Source organism: Herbaspirillum lusitanum (genome assembly GCF_046025995.1).
Taxonomy (GTDB): Bacteria; Pseudomonadota; Gammaproteobacteria; order Burkholderiales; family Burkholderiaceae_D; genus Herbaspirillum; species Herbaspirillum lusitanum_A.
This window is the reverse complement of sequence record NZ_JAQQFM010000005.1, coordinates 341,257-357,639: the sequence shown is the minus strand read 5'-3', so window position 1 is coordinate 357,639 and position 16,383 is coordinate 341,257. Positions and strand designations below refer to the sequence as shown.

The 16,383-nt window shown below is 61.4% G+C and carries 13 protein-coding genes; 5 read left to right on the top strand and 8 right to left on the bottom strand.

The window, feature by feature from the left end; all coding sequences use genetic code 11:
* The first annotated feature begins 72 nt into the window (after positions 1 to 72).
* Entirely contained in the window at positions 73 to 1,011 is a 939-nt protein-coding gene (locus PQR62_RS12860; RefSeq protein ID WP_408158342.1) for an oxidoreductase, read from the top strand.
* Positions 1,008 to 1,736, top strand: a complete 729-nt coding sequence (locus PQR62_RS12855; protein ID WP_408158341.1) for a Rossmann-fold NAD(P)-binding domain-containing protein — start codon at positions 1,008 to 1,010, stop codon at positions 1,734 to 1,736. The genes PQR62_RS12860 and PQR62_RS12855 overlap by 4 nt, the downstream gene beginning before the upstream one ends.
* A 138-nt stretch (positions 1,737 to 1,874) precedes the next feature.
* Here the strand turns inward: PQR62_RS12855 and PQR62_RS12850 are convergent, their stop codons facing one another.
* The 5 genes from PQR62_RS12850 to PQR62_RS12830 form a co-directional block, all read right to left on the bottom strand.
* Positions 1,875 to 4,322 (bottom strand): TonB-dependent siderophore receptor, encoded by a 2,448-nt coding sequence (locus PQR62_RS12850; RefSeq protein ID WP_408158340.1) that lies wholly within the window; start codon positions 4,320 to 4,322, stop codon positions 1,875 to 1,877.
* Between the two features lie 168 nt (positions 4,323 to 4,490).
* Complete coding sequence (locus PQR62_RS12845) at positions 4,491 to 5,486, bottom strand: FecR domain-containing protein (RefSeq protein WP_408158339.1); 996 nt, start codon at positions 5,484 to 5,486, stop codon at positions 4,491 to 4,493.
* Between the two features lie 14 nt (positions 5,487 to 5,500).
* Positions 5,501 to 6,040: a sigma-70 family RNA polymerase sigma factor gene (locus tag PQR62_RS12840; RefSeq protein ID WP_408158338.1), complete on the bottom strand. Its 540-nt coding sequence runs from the start codon at positions 6,038 to 6,040 to the stop codon at positions 5,501 to 5,503.
* Between the two features lie 240 nt (positions 6,041 to 6,280).
* Positions 6,281 to 7,180, bottom strand: coding sequence for a DUF72 domain-containing protein (locus PQR62_RS12835; protein ID WP_408158337.1), 900 nt, complete (start codon positions 7,178 to 7,180; stop codon positions 6,281 to 6,283).
* A gap of 171 nt (positions 7,181 to 7,351) precedes the next feature.
* A complete protein-coding gene (locus PQR62_RS12830; RefSeq protein WP_408158336.1) occupies positions 7,352 to 8,290 on the bottom strand; it encodes an AraC family transcriptional regulator in 939 nt (312 codons plus the stop codon).
* Positions 8,291 to 8,568: 278 nt separating this feature from the next.
* Here PQR62_RS12830 and PQR62_RS12825 point away from each other — a divergent pair, with 278 nt between their 5' ends.
* Entirely contained in the window at positions 8,569 to 9,321 is a 753-nt protein-coding gene (locus PQR62_RS12825; RefSeq protein ID WP_408158335.1) for an SDR family oxidoreductase, read from the top strand.
* A 40-nt stretch (positions 9,322 to 9,361) separates the two neighbouring features.
* Complete coding sequence (locus tag PQR62_RS12820; protein WP_408158334.1) at positions 9,362 to 10,213, top strand: SDR family NAD(P)-dependent oxidoreductase; 852 nt, start codon at positions 9,362 to 9,364, stop codon at positions 10,211 to 10,213.
* A 36-nt stretch (positions 10,214 to 10,249) separates the two neighbouring features.
* On the opposite strand, the gene PQR62_RS12815 is transcribed toward PQR62_RS12820, so the two are convergent.
* Positions 10,250 to 11,143: a LysR family transcriptional regulator gene (locus tag PQR62_RS12815; protein WP_408158333.1), complete on the bottom strand. Its 894-nt coding sequence runs from the start codon at positions 11,141 to 11,143 to the stop codon at positions 10,250 to 10,252.
* A 297-nt stretch (positions 11,144 to 11,440) separates the two neighbouring features.
* Between PQR62_RS12815 and PQR62_RS12810 the strand changes: the two genes are divergently transcribed.
* Positions 11,441 to 12,664, top strand: coding sequence for an MFS transporter (locus PQR62_RS12810; protein ID WP_408158546.1), 1,224 nt, complete (start codon positions 11,441 to 11,443; stop codon positions 12,662 to 12,664).
* Positions 12,665 to 12,747: 83 nt separating this feature from the next.
* Here PQR62_RS12810 and PQR62_RS12805 read toward each other — a convergent pair whose 3' ends face one another.
* Together PQR62_RS12805 and PQR62_RS12800 are read right to left on the bottom strand one after the other, a co-directional pair.
* Positions 12,748 to 14,103, bottom strand: coding sequence for a leucine-rich repeat-containing protein kinase family protein (locus PQR62_RS12805; protein ID WP_408158332.1), 1,356 nt, complete (start codon positions 14,101 to 14,103; stop codon positions 12,748 to 12,750).
* 22 nt (positions 14,104 to 14,125) lie between these two features.
* The gene (locus PQR62_RS12800; protein WP_408158331.1) at positions 14,126 to 16,330 is read right to left on the bottom strand and encodes an OsmC domain/YcaO domain-containing protein; all 2,205 of its coding nucleotides are present in this window, start codon (positions 16,328 to 16,330) and stop codon (positions 14,126 to 14,128) included.
* Between the last annotated feature and the right edge of the window lie 53 nt (positions 16,331 to 16,383).

The following is a 16,383-nucleotide window of genomic DNA, read 5'->3' as shown; positions in this document are numbered from 1 at the left end:
AGAGCAGCAAACTCAGTCCATGATCCGGCCCAGCCCGTCCGGGTCAACCCGCCACCAAGGGAGACAGCAACAATGAATGGATGGAACACGCGCGACATACCGGACCAGCGCGGTCGCATCGCAGTGATCACCGGCGCCACCGGCGGCCTCGGTTATGAGACCGCGCTGGCACTGGCGGGCGCCGGGGCAGAAGTAGTGCTGACCGGACGCAATGAAGGCAAGGGCAAGGCCGCCATCGCCAGCATCCTCAACCGTCATGCCGGCGCCAATCTCCGCTACCAGCATCTGGATCTCGGCAGTCTGGCGTCGGTGGCCGAATTCGCTCCGCGATTTGCGGCGCAACATGGTCGCCTTGATCTGCTGATCAACAATGCCGGCGTGATGGCGCCGCCGCTGCGCCAGACCACCAGCGACGGTTTCGAGCTGCAGTTCGGCACCAACTATCTCGCGCATTTCGCGCTGACGGCGCATCTGCTGCCGCTGCTGCGCAAGGCCGGCGCTGCGCGCGTGGTCAACCTCAGCAGCATTGCACACCGGGTGCGCGGCGCAATTCATTTCGACGATCTGCAATTCGCGCGGCGCTATGCGGCGTGGCCGGCGTATGCCCAGTCCAAGCTGGCAATGCTGATGTTCGCACTGGAGTTGCAACGCCGCAGCGACGCTCTCGGCTGGAAGCTGAGCAGCATCGCCGCTCACCCCGGTTATGCGCGCACCGATCTGATCGTCAATGGCCCCGGACTCAGCGGCGGCGCATGGCAATTCAATCGCTGGCTGATTCAGCCGTTTTTCAGTCAGCGCGCCGCCGACGGCGCCCTACCGAGTTTGTTTGCCGCGACCGCGCCGCAGGCGGAAAACGGCGGCTACTACGGCCCGGCATTTCTTGAACTAAAAGGCCGCGTCACGCGCGCCGGAATCAGTCGCCGCGCTCAGGACAGCGCCGTCGCGGCCAGGCTGTGGCAGGTTTCCGAACAATTGAGCGGCGTGCAATGGCCGCAAGGAGTCTCCCTTTGAACGTGCTTATCTTCGGCGCCAGCGGCATGCTGGGCCATGGCGTGTTGCGCGAATGTCTGCTGGCCGACGATGTCGCGCTGGTGCAGGTCATCGGCCGCAGCGAGCTCGACACCAGCAGACTCGGCGTGGATGCAATGCATCTGCGCAAACTGCAGCAGGTGGTGCAGCCCGATCTGTTCGACTACCGCCAGATTGAAAACCGTCTGAAGAATTTCGACGCCTGCTTCTTTTGCCTCGGCGTATCGTCCGGCGGCATGCGCGAAGCCGACTACCGGCTCCTGACCTACGATCTGACGCTGGCGGCGGCGCAAGTATTGGCGCGACTGAATCCGCAGATGACATTCACCTATGTTTCCGGCGCCAGCACCGACAGCAGCGAGCAAGGCAAAAGCATGTGGGCGCGGGTCAAGGGACGCACCGAAAATGCCTTGCTGCGCCTGCCTTTCAAGGCCGCTTACATGTTCAGGCCGGGGGTGATTCAGGCCTTGCATGGCGCCCGTTCGCGCACGCCGCTGTACCGGATTTTCTATGTATTCGCGGCGCCGCTGATGCCGCTGGCACGCAGGCTGATGCCGGATCAGGTGCTGACCACAGAAGTGATCGGACGCGCCATGCTGAATGTGGCGCGCCATGGCGCCGACCGCCGCCTGCTGGAATCTCCGGATATCAACCGGCTGGGCAGCGAACATCCCGATGCACCGGCATCACACGCACGCACCGCATAAATACTCGCGCAATAAAAAATGGCGGGATGCCGTTGCCGGAATCCCGCCATGTCCCCTCCCTATTCAGTCCTTGCTGCGCGCTGTTGATTTATTACCGCAATAACGTAAAGACTGATCGCTTAGTCTCAAGCTGCAGACTTAGAAATCGATCCGCGCATTCAGGCTGAGGGTGCGCGGCGCTGCTGCAAAAATGTAGTTGCTGCCGTTGTAGACCCAGTAACGATGGTTGGTCAGATTCTGAATCTGCGCATTGAAGGTCACGTCCTTGCCGCCGAGTCGGGTGCGATAGACAGCGCCGGTATCGAAGCTGTAATACGAAGGCAGGTCCAGCGTGTTGTCGGTGCTGAGTTTGGATGAGCCGACGTAACGGCCGCCGGCATTCAGCGACAGGCCCGGCAAGGCCGCCACGCGGTAACGCACGGCTGCGGTGGCCTGGAAGCGCGGCGCGCCGACCACCCGTTTGCCCTGGAGCGTGCTCGACGAATTCTGATACTTGGCGTCCAGCCACATCACACCGCCGTTCAGTGACAGATCCTTGTTCAGATCGTAGCGACCGGACAGGTCAAAACCCTGATAGCGCGTCTCGCCATCCTGCACGTAGTAATTGGCGCTGTTGGTGAATTCGGCGGTGCGCTGCACGCGGAACAAGGCGGCCGAGGTCGACCAGGTCTCACGCTCGGTCTTCACGCCCAGCTCGACCTGCTTGCTCTTCATCGGACCGAGAATCTCATTGGCATTGGCCGCCGTCAGCGGCGCGGTGCCGCCGCGTTCCAGCGCTTCCACATAGCTGCCGTAGAAGGTGGTATCCGGCGCCGGCTTGAACATCAACGCAATGGTCGGCGTCAACGGATTGCGCTTGTACCGGGTGGTGGTGACGCCGCTGGTGTTCAGTCCGATCTGATCGAATTTGGTGTAACGCAAACCTGCGATCAGCGACCAGTTTTCACCGAAGCTCAATGTGTCGCTCGCGAACAGCGCATTCTGGATGATTTCAGCGGAACGATATTGCGTATGCGTGTCGTTGTTCAGCGTGGTGCGCAAGGTGGTGTCGCGATACATGTTGCCGCTGCCCAGCGCCAGCGAAACACCGCTGCGATCCGACAGCGACTGGTATTCCTGGCGGCTGGCGCCGAACACCAGCTGATGCTTGACGGCGCCGGTGTTGACCTGGCCTTCCAGCATGGCCTGCAGTTGCTGGAACTGGAAGCCGTAGATACCGGCGCTCATGGACGTCGAGGTGTCGCCGGCGGCATTCAGGATATTGATGTTGCCGTAGACATAGTCCACATCTTCGCGTGCATAGCGATACGAGAAACTGCTCTTCCAGTCTTCGTTCAGACGCCATTGCAGGCCGGTGGTGACCATGATGTTTTCATTGTTGAAGTAGGCGCCTTCAGGCTGCTGACGGGTGCTTGGATCGATGGTCGCCGGCAGCGCCAGACCGCTGGCCAGCGACATGCCCCAGAACGCATTGCCAAGTGACTTGCGCTTGGCGTACAGGGTATCGAAAGTCAGCGTGAGGTCGTTGGTCAGCTTCAGATCGAGCGCCAGCGACGCCGCATCGCGGATCAGCTCGCCGCCCTTGAAGTAAGTGCCGCCCTGCTCATGAACCAGATTGATGCGATAGCCGAGGCGCTTGTCGTCGCCGGCGCGACCGCCGACATCGACGTGTTCGGACAGCAGCGAGTTGCTCTTGTAACCGACATCCACCGAGAAGGTGTTTTCATCGGTAGGACGCTTCTGCACATAGTTCATGATGCCGCCGGGCGAGCCGAAACCGTACATGAAGCCGCTCAGGCCCTTCAGCAGTTCGATGCGCTCGAACATTTCCATCGGCAGCAGATCGTTGCCCCAGCCCGGAATCGCCAGACCATCCATCTTGAAACCGTTGGTGGCATCGATGCCCAGACCACGCACCAGCAAAGAGGAGCCCCGGCCGTACTCGCCGCTGGCCGAGGTCACGGTGGGATCAAAGCGGAACGCCTGCTCGACGTTGGTGACCTGGCGATCCTGAATGTCTTCGCGATCCACCACGCTGATCGAGAACGGCGTATCCAGCACCGAGCGCGAACCCAGTGCGCCGGAGGCTGCCACCCGCTTGAGGCCGCTGCCTTCGCTCGCCGCGCTGGCCACCACGGTCACCGCCGGCAAGGCGCTGGCCGAGTCACCCGCTGCACGCTGCGTGATCACCACGCTGCCGTCGGCCTTTTGCAAGGCTTCCAGACCGCTGCCGCTGAGCAGGCTTTCCAGCCCCTGCCGCACGGTGTAGCTGCCGCTCAGGCCCTTGCTTTGCTTGCCTTGCGCCAGTGCCGGATCGAGCACCAGCAGAATGCGGGCGCGCGCGGCGAACTGATTGAGCGTCTGATCCAGCGCACCGGCGGCAATGTCGTAGCGCTGCGCGGCGGCTGCAGTCGGGCTGCCCGTCGCTGCGGCATCAGCCGCGAGCGCCGGACTGAAGCTGCTGCCGAGCGCCATGAGCAGACTGCCGGTCAGCAAAACGTGGGAGGTCGTGGAGAGTGCGCGGCAGGCCATGGGAGCGGGCTGCAAGGGCAGTTGTTGCCGGCGCGCGGCGGAAAGTTGACGCATGAATCGAGTCCTCGTGGGTTGGATGTTTTGTGATCGTTCACATCCTTTACGAACGAGATTCGAAAAGTGCTACGCCATCCGGAAAATAATTTTGATTGCGAGCGGCGGGGACATTCGTGCTGCGACAGCGGCGGGATTGCAGGCGATGGAATATCCACTCCTCCGCATTTATCTGGCCGCCACATTCACCCAGTAGCGTGTGCGCCGCTTGATGCGCAGCGGAAACGCCTGCGCCAGCGCGTTCAGAATGCGGTCGGTGTCGTCCAGCGGAAACACGCCGGTGACGCGCATCTCGGCGACCTCGCCGTCGCAGTTCAGAATGCCGGGCCGGTAACGGCCCAGCTCTTGCAAAAAGTCGCCCAGGGTGCGGCTGCGCGCCACCAGCATGCCTTGCGCCCAGGCCTGGGCGTTGAGATCCAGCGGTGCCGGCGCATCAATGCGGCTGGCGCTGAAACCGGTCTGCTGGCCAGCCTTGAGTCGGGCGGAATTGGCCCGGGCGCCGGGACTGATCTCCACCGCGCCCTCCATCACCGCCACCAGCACGCGCCGGTTTGCGGAGCGCGATGGATCTTCCTCTCTGACCGTGAAGCGGGTGCCCAGCGCGCGTACCTCGCCCTGCGTTGTCTGCACGATGAAAGGCTGATCGGCCCAGCCCGGCTGATGCGCGGTTTCTATCATGATCGCGCCGCGCCGCAGAATGATGCGGCGCTGCTGGCCGTCGAAACGGATATCCAGCGCAGTATGCGTGTCCAGCATCACTTGCGTGCCGTCAGCCAGCGTGATCGTCTTTTGCTCGCCGGTCGCGGTACGCTGATCGGCGTTCATTTCCAACAGGCTGTCGCGCTGGGTATAGAGCAAGGCGCCGGCGGCGATGCCGCCAAGCACACCGAGCGCCATGCGGCGCGACATCACCGGTTGCCGCGTCTTGCGCAAGGCCTGGCCGGCCACCGGCCCCGGTACGCCGCGTAGGGCGTGCTGAAACTGTTCGATCAAACCCCAGTGTTGCTGATTGCCCGGCTGCGCCAGCCATTGCTCGAACTCGCGGCGCTCCTGTGCGCTGACCTCGCCCGAAGACAGGGTCACGAACCAGTTCAGCGCCGCATCGAGCGCATCGCCGCCCGGCTCGATTGCGTCATCGGCGCCATGGGACACTGGAAAAAGCATGGCAGGTGTGGCATTCATCTGGTCGTCGCTTCCATCGGCATTCGGCGCCCGTCTGCCTGCATCGCCAGGAAGCAGGCCCGCGTTGCGCTCAACATGTGCTTGCGCACCGTGGCAACGGCGATGCCCAGCGCCGAGGCGATGGCGCTGTAGGTCATGCCGTCGAACTGCGACATGAAGAAGGCTTCGCGCACCTTCTCCGGCAGGCTGTCGAGCGCACGGTCGATCGCGCTCAGCGTCTGCAGCACGATCAGGGTGTCTTCATGCGAGGGAGTAAATGGCTCGGGCAGGCAAGCCAGCGCCGACAGATAAGCCTCTTCCAGCGTGCGCCGGCGATACAGATCGATCATCAGGCGCTTGGCGATCTGCACCAGATACGGCCGCGCCTCTTCCGGCGCCGGCATGGTCTTGCCGGTGGCCACCCGGATATAGGTGTCCTGAGCCAGATCTGCCGCATCGAATACGTTGCCCAGCTTGCGCTGCAGCCATTGCACCAGCCAGTTGTGATGGCCGCAATAAATCAGATGAAGCGGATCTGCTTCATGTGATTGAAGCACGTCCATAGTCGAAGGCAATCGCCAATTCAGTAATGAGAATCGTTATTATATGAGACGTTCATCGACTATTTTCTATGTTTGGCATAAATGCCACGTTTTGGGAGATCGCTGCAAGCCGATTTCCCACGCGGCAAATCGGCCAAACCCTTGAGCGCCTGAGGATTTCCGGGCGATCGGATGCTCACTGACATGTATCTCTTTACCTTCATACACTCTTGACGCCCCTTCCATTTCCGGCATTCAGGCGTGATCGAGCGGCTGCAGTTTCAATTTCAGTCCCAGCTTTTCGATCAGGCGCCGCGCATCGAAAGGTGCTTTCACCTTGATGTCATTATCGAAGTAGCAATAAATATCCCGACTCTTCCTGGCCGGCGGCGCCATTGAAGAAATGCGTGTTCCGTTTTCCGGTTGGCCGCCCGCGGCCCACGCGCGTATCCGCTCAGCCCATTCGTCCAGCGCGGCTTCGCTGTAACCGCTGGCATACAACTCCTTGTCGCCGTGCAGGCGCAGATACATGAAGTCGGCGGTCACATCCTCCAGGTAAGGCCACTTGCGTGCGGCATCGGCCACCACCAGCGCTACCCTGTATTTGCGCAGCAATTTGATGAAGGATGCATCGGCAAAGCTGTCATTGCGGATTTCCATCGCGTGGCGCAGCTTGCGCTTCTTGTCGATCTCCAGCGCGGTGCGGCCCTGCATACGCGGTTCATGTTGCCTGGCCAGCGCCAGCGCCTGTTCGCTGTCATGCGGCAAAAGGCTCAGGAAATGCTCGACCAGATCGGCGTCGTAACGAAAGCTGGGCGGAAACTGCCAAAGAAACGGGCCCAGCTTTTCACGCAGATTAAACACGCCCGAGGCAAACACATTCGCCAGTGCGCCCTCCACTTCGCGCAGGCGCAAGGTATGCGTGATGTAGCGATTACCCTTGTGACTGAAGACGAATCCGGGAGGCGTGGCCTGGTACCAGGCGCGGTAACTTTCCGGCCGTTGCAGCGCATAGAAAGAACCGTTGAGCTCAATCGAGGGCAAGGCGCGCGATGCGAACTGCAGCTCATCCGCCTGCCTCAGCCCCTTGGGAAAGAATTCGCCGCGCCACGGTGCGTAGCGCCAACCTGAAATGCCGATGAAAATTTTGCCCATGATCATGACCCGATAGCGATGCAAGCAAGACAGGCCGGCGCATGACTGCGCATAACGACGCGCCATCTGCCGGCAACCCATGCCTTGCGACATCAAGCCGGTAAGTAAGTGCCGTCAATTGCGCCGGCAGCCTTGCTGCCATTTCCCGGGTAAAACTATTGCATCAGCACCTCACAGCAACACTGCCCCGCCCAGTTGCGCCGGCGCCAGCTCGAACGCGCTTTTCATCTCACGCACTTCGTCGCCCGGGCTGCGCCCGAAAAAGCGTTTGAACTCGCGCCCGAACTGCGACGGACTTTCATAGCCGACACGCGCCGCCGCTGCCGCCGCCGTGAGATCGTCGCGAATCATCATCAACCGCGCCTCATGCAGACGAGTCGATTTGATGTATTGAATCGGCGAGGTGTGGGTCACCGATTTGAAATGGGCGTGGAAAGCCGGCACGCTCATGCCGGCCTCATCAGCCAGGGTGCTCACATCCAGCGCTTCGGCATAGGCCGAATGAATGCGCCGCAATGCTCTGGAGATCTTGCCGAATTGCCCCTGATGCGCCAGCGCCGCGCGCACCGAGCCGCCCTGCTCGCCCATCAGCACGCGAAAACAGATTTCGCGCACGATGGCAGGCCCCAGCACCGCCGCCTCCAGCGGCCGGGACAGCGCTTCCAGCAAACGCAAGGTGGCGTCGGCCAGCGCACCTTCGAGCGGCGTGGCAATCATGCCGCGTGCCGCCATCGGCGATGCGCCGCCGGCCTGATCCAGCGTCAGCACCAAATCGGCGATCTCGGTCATGTCCAAGCGTATGAACAGCGCCAGCAAAGGCTCTTCCGGCGTTGCCTCGGTTTCGCTGGAAAAGGGCAGCGGCACCGACAGCACCAGATAGTGGCGAGCGTCGTAGACATATTCTTCGTCGCCGAGAAAACCGCGCTTGCGCCCCTGACAGACGATCACGATGCCCGGCTCGTACAAGACCGGCGTACGCGCCAGCGGTCGGTCGGCGCGCATGAAGCGCACGCACTCCAGCGCCGACATGGTGTAACCCTCTTGCGGAGCGAGCTGGCGGATCAGCGCGATCATGCGCGTTGAAGCGTAGTCGGGATCGGATGGGTTCATGCGGAGTTTTCCATTTCAGGCCGTCTGCGGCAGACGGATCAGGCTCGGAGAAATGCCGACGGTGCCGGCAAAGAGCAATGAGACATCATATCCGCACTTTTTGCAGCAGAAACTCCTCCTGAAAATAGAAATAGGCCAGAACTGCATAGCCCTGTGCATAGCGTGGCAGGCCCCTCCTGCATAACATTGATTCACCGCATCAAGCGATGCAGCGCATGCCGGACCGGCTTGCATCCCGGGCGTGCCGCCCGTTTATTTCCCACTGCAAAGGAAACATCATGAACTACGCTCAATCGACACCCAAGGTCATTCTCGTCACCGGCGCCAGCAGCGGCATCGGCGAGGCCATTGCACGCCTGCTGGCAGCCCAGGGCCATCACCTGCTGCTCGGCGCGCGACGCACTGATCAACTGGCTGCGCTGACGCAGGAACTCGCCAACAAACATGCGGGCAATGGCGGCTCGGTCCGATTTCAGGCCTTGGATGTCACCAGCATGAGCGACATGCAGGCTTTTGCCGACGCCGCGCTGGCAAGTCACGGCCGCATCGATGTGATCGTCAATAATGCCGGCGTCATGCCGCTGTCGCCGCTGGCGGCGCTCAAGATCGATGAATGGGACCGCATGATCGACGTCAACATCCGTGGTGTGCTGCACGGCATTGCGGCAGTGCTGCCGACCATGCAAGAACAGAATGGCGGCCAGGTCATCAACATCTCGTCGATAGGCGGTCTCAGCGTGTCGCCGACCGCCGCCGTGTATTGCGCGACCAAGTTCGCCGTGCGCGCCATCTCCGACGGTTTGCGCCAGGAAAGCCAGCGCCTACGCGTGACCGTGGTCTGCCCCGGGGTGGTCGAATCCGAACTCGCAGAAAGCATCTCCGATGACAGCGCACGCGCCGCCATGCGTGAATTCCGCGCCATCGCCATCCAGCCGGACGCCATTGCGCGCGCGGTCGCCTACGCCATCGAACAGCCGGCCGATGTGGATGTCAGCGAACTGGTGGTGCGCCCGACAGCCAGCCCTTATTGAACCGTCCTGAAAACAGGCTGCAAGCATGAAGGAATACACCATGAATACCTCTCCCAACACCTGGTTCGTCACCGGCGCGTCGAAGGGCCTCGGCCTGGCCCTGGTCAAGGCGCTGCTGGCCCATGGCCAGAATGTCGCCGCCACCTCGCGCACGCGCGCATCTCTTGAATCAATTCAGACTGAAGGCAAGGCTGGTCAATTGCTGCCGCTGGAGGTCGATCTGTCTGATGCGGACAGCGTGCAGCGCGCAGTTGACGCCACCGTGACGCGCTTCGGCCGTCTTGATGTACTGGTCAACAATGCCGGCTACGGCCAGCAAGGCACGCTGGAAGCAATGAGCGACGCCGAGGTGCGCCGCAACTTCGAGATCAATGTCTTCGCGCCGATCAATGTCCTGCGTCAGGCGCTGCCGCACATGCGACGGCAACGCAGCGGCCACGTGATCAATATCGCCTCCATTGTCGGCTTTCAGGGCGGCTATGCCGGCTGGGGCAGCTATGTCGCCACCAAATTTGCGCTGGCCGGCCTCACTGAAACACTGGCGGCGGAAACCGCCGAACTCGGCATCAAGGCCACGGTGGTCTATCCGGGGCCGGTCCGCACCGATTTTCTCTCCAGCGGATCGCTGATGCTGGCTGCGCGCAGCATCGCCGACTATACCGAAGCACAGGCCTCGCTGGATCTGCATCTGGACTCGCTGGCCGGTCAGCAGGCCGGCGATCCCGAGCGGCTGGCGCTGCTGATCATGCAGGCGGCGGCCGTCGAAAAACCGCCGCTGCACCTGTTCGCCGGACGCATCGCATGCCATCTGGCGCAACAGAAAATGAACACGGTCACTGCCGATCTCGACGCTTGGCGCGCCGCTTCAATGGCTACGGATTTTGCCGCATGAGCAGACACATTGCTGAGCGAGGCAGCAGCGAGGCGCTCAGACCGCAAACAAGTGCTGCGCCATGAAATCGATGAAGACTCGGAGCTTGGGCGAAAGATGGCGACTGGATGGCCATAACATGCGGAATGCACCTTCGTGTTCGATGCAGTCGTCCAGCAGCGCCACCAGACTGCCGTCGGCCAGCTGGCGGCGGATCGCAAAGTCGGGCAGACAGGCGATGCCCAGCCCCTGCTCCGCCATGTAGATCAGCGGTTCGATGGAATTGGCGGCGGCAGTCACCGGCCATTCCATGTCTTTGGCGCCATCCTTGCCGCTCCTGCGCAAGGGCCAGCGCTCCAGCTTGCCGTTGTTGGCGTAGCGATGATGCAGACAGGCATGCTGCATCAAATGCGAAGGGCGCTCGGGCGTGCCGCGTTGCGCCAGATAGGCCGGCGCCGCAGCCAGCTTGAAACGAAAAGTGCCGAGGATGCGCGACATCAGGCGCGAGTCGCTGACGTCGCCGGTACGCACTACGCCGTCCAGACCTTCATCGATCACATCGACCAGGCGGTCGGTGAAATCCAGATCCAGCTCAATCTCGGGATACGCGCGCATGAAGGCGCACAGCGTCGGCATCATCAGCATGCCGACCAGCGGCAGACTGATGCGCAACTTGCCGCGCGGCGCGTCCTGGGTGCGTGCGATCTCCTGTTCGGCCGCTTCCACCTCGCAAAAAATACGGCGGCAACGCTCAAGGAACAGACTGCCTTCCGGCGTCAGCGTAATGCTGCGCGTGGAGCGGTGAAACAGGCGCACGCCGAGACGCTCCTCCAGCCGCGCCACGGCCTTGCTGATGGCAGAGGAAGAGACGCACAGCTGACGGCCCGCGGCGGTGAAGCTGCGCGTGTCGGCGGCGCGCACGAAGGCGTTCAGCGAGCTCAGGCTATCCATTCAGCGCTCCGGCTGATTGCTGGTCAGTCCATCCCTTTGATTCCATTGTCTACATCCTTTGCTGTTGCGTATTACATCGCTTCCTGGCATCGGTTTCATCGGGCGACCGCCGGGAATCGTCAAGCGACGTTGCCAAGGCATGCTCATTCATGACATTTATGTCCTTTGTGTTGTGAACTATAGCCTTATTCTCAAAAATGGATGCCTGGCTTATCGTTGCGCTCCGAGGCCTTGTTACTGCCGGCCCCCAGTTGTCTGCGACACCAGGCTCTGCCCCATCATTCATCTTTAATGCCAATGACTTCCACCAATCCACCTTGCCCTGCCGAACTTGCCGACGCCAAACCGGCTCCTGCAACGCCCGCCAACGTCGACCGCCTGCCGCTGAGCGGTTTGCTGGCCTTGGCGCTGGCTGCCTTCATCACCATTCTGACCGAGGCCTTGCCGGCCGGTCTGCTGCCGCAGATGAGCGCCGATCTGCAAAGCTCGGAAGCGCTGATCGGGCAGCTGGTCACCATGTACGCCATGGGATCGCTGCTGACCGCCATTCCGCTGACGGCCATGACGCAAGGCTGGCGCCGCCGCAAGCTGCTGCTGGTGGCCATCGCCGGCTTTGCGGTGGTGAACACGATCACTGCGCTCTCAGGCATTTATGCGCTGACACTGGTGGCGCGCTTTTTCGCTGGCGTGTTTGCCGGACTGCTGTGGGCGCTGGCCGCCGGCTATGCCGCGCGTATGGTGCCGGAACACCTGCAAGGGCGCGCGATTGCGGTCGCCATGGTCGGCGCACCGCTGGCCTTGTCGCTGGGGATTCCTGCCGGCACCTTTCTCGGCGGGCTGATAGGCTGGCGCGTGTGCTTCGGCATCATGAGTGTGCTGACGCTGATCCTGATCGGCTGGGTGATCGCCCGTGTGCCCGATTTCGCCGGCCAGTCTGCAGGCCACCGCCTGAGCTTGCGCCAGGTGTTCATGCGGCCCGGCGTGCGACCGGTCTTGTTCGTGACGCTGGCGTTCGTGCTGGCTCACAATGTGCTGTACACCTATATCGCGCCGTTTCTGGCACGCGCCGGCATGGCGACGCAGATCGACCTGGTGCTGCTGGTGTTTGGGTTGACGGCCTTGCTCAGCATCTGGTTGGTGGGCTTGCTGATCGACCGCTGGCTGCGCGCGCTGGTGTTGAGCAGCAGCCTGCTGTTTATCGTGGCGGCGCTGATGCTGGCACTGGCCGATGGCAGTGCGCTTGTCATCTATGCCGGCATCGCACTCTGGGGCCTGGCCTTCGGCGGTGCGGCGACGCTGTTTCAGACCGCCTCCGCCAAGACTGCCGGCGATGGCGCCGATGTGGCGCAATCGATGATCGTCACGGTGTGGAATCTGGCGATTGCCGGCGGCGGTCTGGCCGGCGGCGTGTTGCTGGAAACACGCGGCGTGAATGCGCTTCCCTGGGCCTTATTGATCTTGCTGCCGCCGGCATTGCTGGTGGCCTGGCGCGCACGGCGCCATGGTTTTCCCGCCATCTGATTTGTAGAAACGCCGGCCATAAAAAAACCGCATCGTTGCCGGCGATGCGGTTTTTTATAAGCAGCCGGCACCAGCCAGGGGCGTCAGGCAGACACAGGCCGATGATCCAGTCCGGCGATCAACGCCTGCAGCCGCTCATCAATTTCGGCAAACAAAGGACGACGTGCGCTGTCTTCGCTGAAACAGGCGGTCTTCAGATCATCCAGCGTGGCCAGCGCAGACTCGTCGCCGGCGACGGCATGGCAGCGCTCAAGCAGTTCTTCCAGCAGGCAGGCGAAAGCCCGCACCTCCAGCCGCTGCAGCCACTCTGCCGAAGACCGGTCTTCGCGCGCATAGAATGAAGCCGCGCCGAAATCGCCGATCAGAGCCCGGCCTTGTTCGCAATGCAGAATGTTATGCGCATAGAGGTCGCCATGCATGATGCCTTGCGCATGCAGATGGCGGGCGACGGAAGCGATGCCGCGCGCGATATCCAGCGCCGCCGGCAGATCGAAACCAGCATCGCCCGGATAGACGTCGCGCGTGCAGGAATCCAGACTCGGCGGCCCGGCCAGATTCTTGAATTCAGGATCGATCAGTTCCATCACCAGCCCGCTGATGCCCGAGGGATGATCGTTGACCTTGCCGATGACGTTGATCAGATTCGGATGGCGGCCGGCGCTGATGGACGCCGCCATCTCACACTGCGGCGAACCATCGCTGGTGACCGCGCCCTTGAACAGCTTGAGCGCAACGTGTGCGGAGTCATTACCCGCGTCGCGGTAAGCAGCGCGATGAATGAAGCCGGACGCGCCTTCGCCCAATAACTCTTGCAACGCCAGGCTCTTCCAGCTGACTTCTGCAACTGCAGGCGCATTCAGGGCGCGCGCTTCCAAGGCGGCAGAAAACGGATTGCCCGAATACGCCAGCCAGGACAAGCGCGGCAACGCCGGCAGGCAAGCCGGCATCTCTGCGAGTTGATTGGCGGCGATGCGGATCAATTCCAGATTCTTGCAGTTGGCCAGCGCTGCCGGCAGCGATCGCAAGCGATTACCGGCCAGCATCAACTTTTGCAGCGCAGGACGGTTGCCGATGTCGGACGGCAGTTCTTCGATCTGGTTATCGGTCAGAATCAGCCAGCGCAATCTGGCGGGAAGAGACTGCGCCGTTACCGTGCGAATCTGATTGGCCTTGAAACCGACCATGCTCAACTCGCTGCAAGTGCCCAGCACTTCAGGCAGTTCGGTGAATTGATTGTCGGAACAGAAAATAATGCGCAGTTTGCTCAGCAGCGCCAGATCATCGGGTAGCGCCGACAGCGCATTGCCGGACAGATCGAGAATCTCCAGCGTCTCCGCCAGATCCATGATCTCGCCTGGAAAGCTGGTGAGACCACAAGACAATTTCAGACGGCGAATGCCGGCCAGCTCTCCGGAACGGAGTTGTTCTAATGTGTGCATGCTTGATTCTGATACGGCCCGCTTAACTGGCGCCGGCGGCCGCTTTAGCCCGCGCCTTGTGCAGTTTCTTGTAGCTGTCGATCAGGCGATGGTGACGCTCCAGCCCTTCCAGTTGCATGCTGGTCGGCGTCAAACCAAAGAAGCGCACGCTGCCGTCCACCGCGCCCATTGCGGCATCCATCCGGACGTCGCCAAACATACGGCGGAAGTTGACTTCGTAATCATCCAGCTCCAGCTCGTCGTCGAGCAGCACCTCCAGCACCACACTCAAGGCCTGATAAAACAGGCCGCGCTCGGCCGAATTGTCGTTGTACTGGAGGAAGGCGCCGACCAGCTCATGCGCCTCTTCAAATTGCTGCAAGGCGAGCTGAATCAGCAGCTTCAGCTCCAGCACCGTCAGCTGACCCCACTCGGTATTTTCGTCAAATTCGATGCCGATCAGGGTGGCGATGTCGCCGTACTCATCGAGCTCACTGTTCTCCAGACGCTCAAGCAACGCTTCCAGCGCGGCATCATCCAGGCGATGCAGGTTCAGAATGTCGGCGCGGAACAAGAGCGCCTTGTTGGTGTTATCCCAGACCAGATCCTCGACCGGGTAGACCTCCGAATACCCGGGCACCAGAATCCGGCAGGCGGTGGCACCCAACTGGTCGTACACCGCCATATAGCTTTCTTTACCCATGCCCTCCAGAATCCCGAACAAGGTCGCGGCTTCATCTGCATTGGAATTTTCACCCTGGCCGGAAAAATCCCACTCAACAAATTCGAAATCCGTTTTGGCACTGAAAAAGCGCCACGACACGATGCCGCTGGAATCGATGAAGTGTTCGACAAAATTGTTGGGCTCGGTCACGGCTTCGCTGGCGAAGGTAGGCCGCGGCAAATCGTTGAGGCCTTCAAAACTGCGGCCTTGCAGCAGCTCCGTGAGACTGCGTTCCAGCGCTACTTCAAAGCTCGGATGCGCGCCGAATGAGGCAAACACACCGCCGGTGCGCGGATTCATCAGCGTGACGCACATCACCGGATAGACGCCGCCCAGCGATGCATCTTTCACCAGCACCGGAAAGCCCTGCTCTTCCAGACCGGCAATCCCGGCCAGAATGCCGGGATATTTCGCCAGCACTTCCTGCGGCACATCCGGCAAGGCGATTTCGCCTTCCAGGATCTCACGCTTGACCGCCCGTTCGAAAATTTCGGACAGGCATTGCACCTGCGCTTCGGCCAGCGTATTGCCGGCGCTCATGCCGTTGCTGACGAACAGGTTTTCGATCAGGTTGGACGGGAAATACACCTCCGCGCCATCCGACTGCCGTACATACGGCAGCGCACAGATGCCGCGCTGCGCATTGCCGGAGTTGGTGTCGATCAGATGCGAAGCACGCAGCTCGTCGTCGGGGTTATAGATGTCCAGACAGTAGGCATCCAGAATCTCTTTCGGCAGTGCATCCTTGCGGCCCGGCTTGAACCAGCGCTCGTTCGGGTAATGCACGAACTCGGCGTTGGCGATTTCTTCGCCCCAGAACGCGCCGGCGTAGAAATGGTTGTTGCTGATGCGCTCGATGTACTCGCCCAGCGCCGAGGCCAGCGCGCTTTCCTTGGTCGCGCCCTTGCCGTTGGTGAAGCACATCGGCGAATGGGCATCGCGGATATGCAGCGACCACACGTTGGGAATGATGTTGCGCCACGAAGCGATTTCAATCTTGATGCCGAGCTCTGCGAGAACGCCCGACATGTTGGCGATGGTCTGCTCCAGCGGCAGATCCTTGCCGAGGATATAGGTGCTGGCATCGGTATCGGGTCTGGCGGTCAGCAACGACTGGGCATCGGCGTCGAGATTCTCGACTTCCTCGATGACGAAATCCGGCCCCTCCTGCACCACCTTCTTCACCGTGCAGCGCTCGATGGAGCGCAGGATGCCCTTGCGGTCGGCCGGCGAGAAATCGGCAGGCAGCTCGACCTGAATCTTGAAGATCTGCTTGTAGCGGTTTTCCGGATCGACGATGTTGTTCTGCGAGAGGCGAATATTTTCGGTCGAGAGATTGCGCGTGTTGCAGTACAACTTCACGAAGTAAGCCGCGCACAAGGCCGACGAGGCCAGGAAATAATCGAAAGGTCCAGGTGCCGAGCCGTCGCCCTTGTAGCGGATGGGCTGATCGGCGATAACGGTGAAGTCATCGAACTTGGCTTCGAGACGCAGCTTGTCGAGGAAGTTGACTTTAATTTCCATGAGGGAATTCCAAAAATGATGCTTTAAAGAGGTGGGCGCTATTATCCGTCATC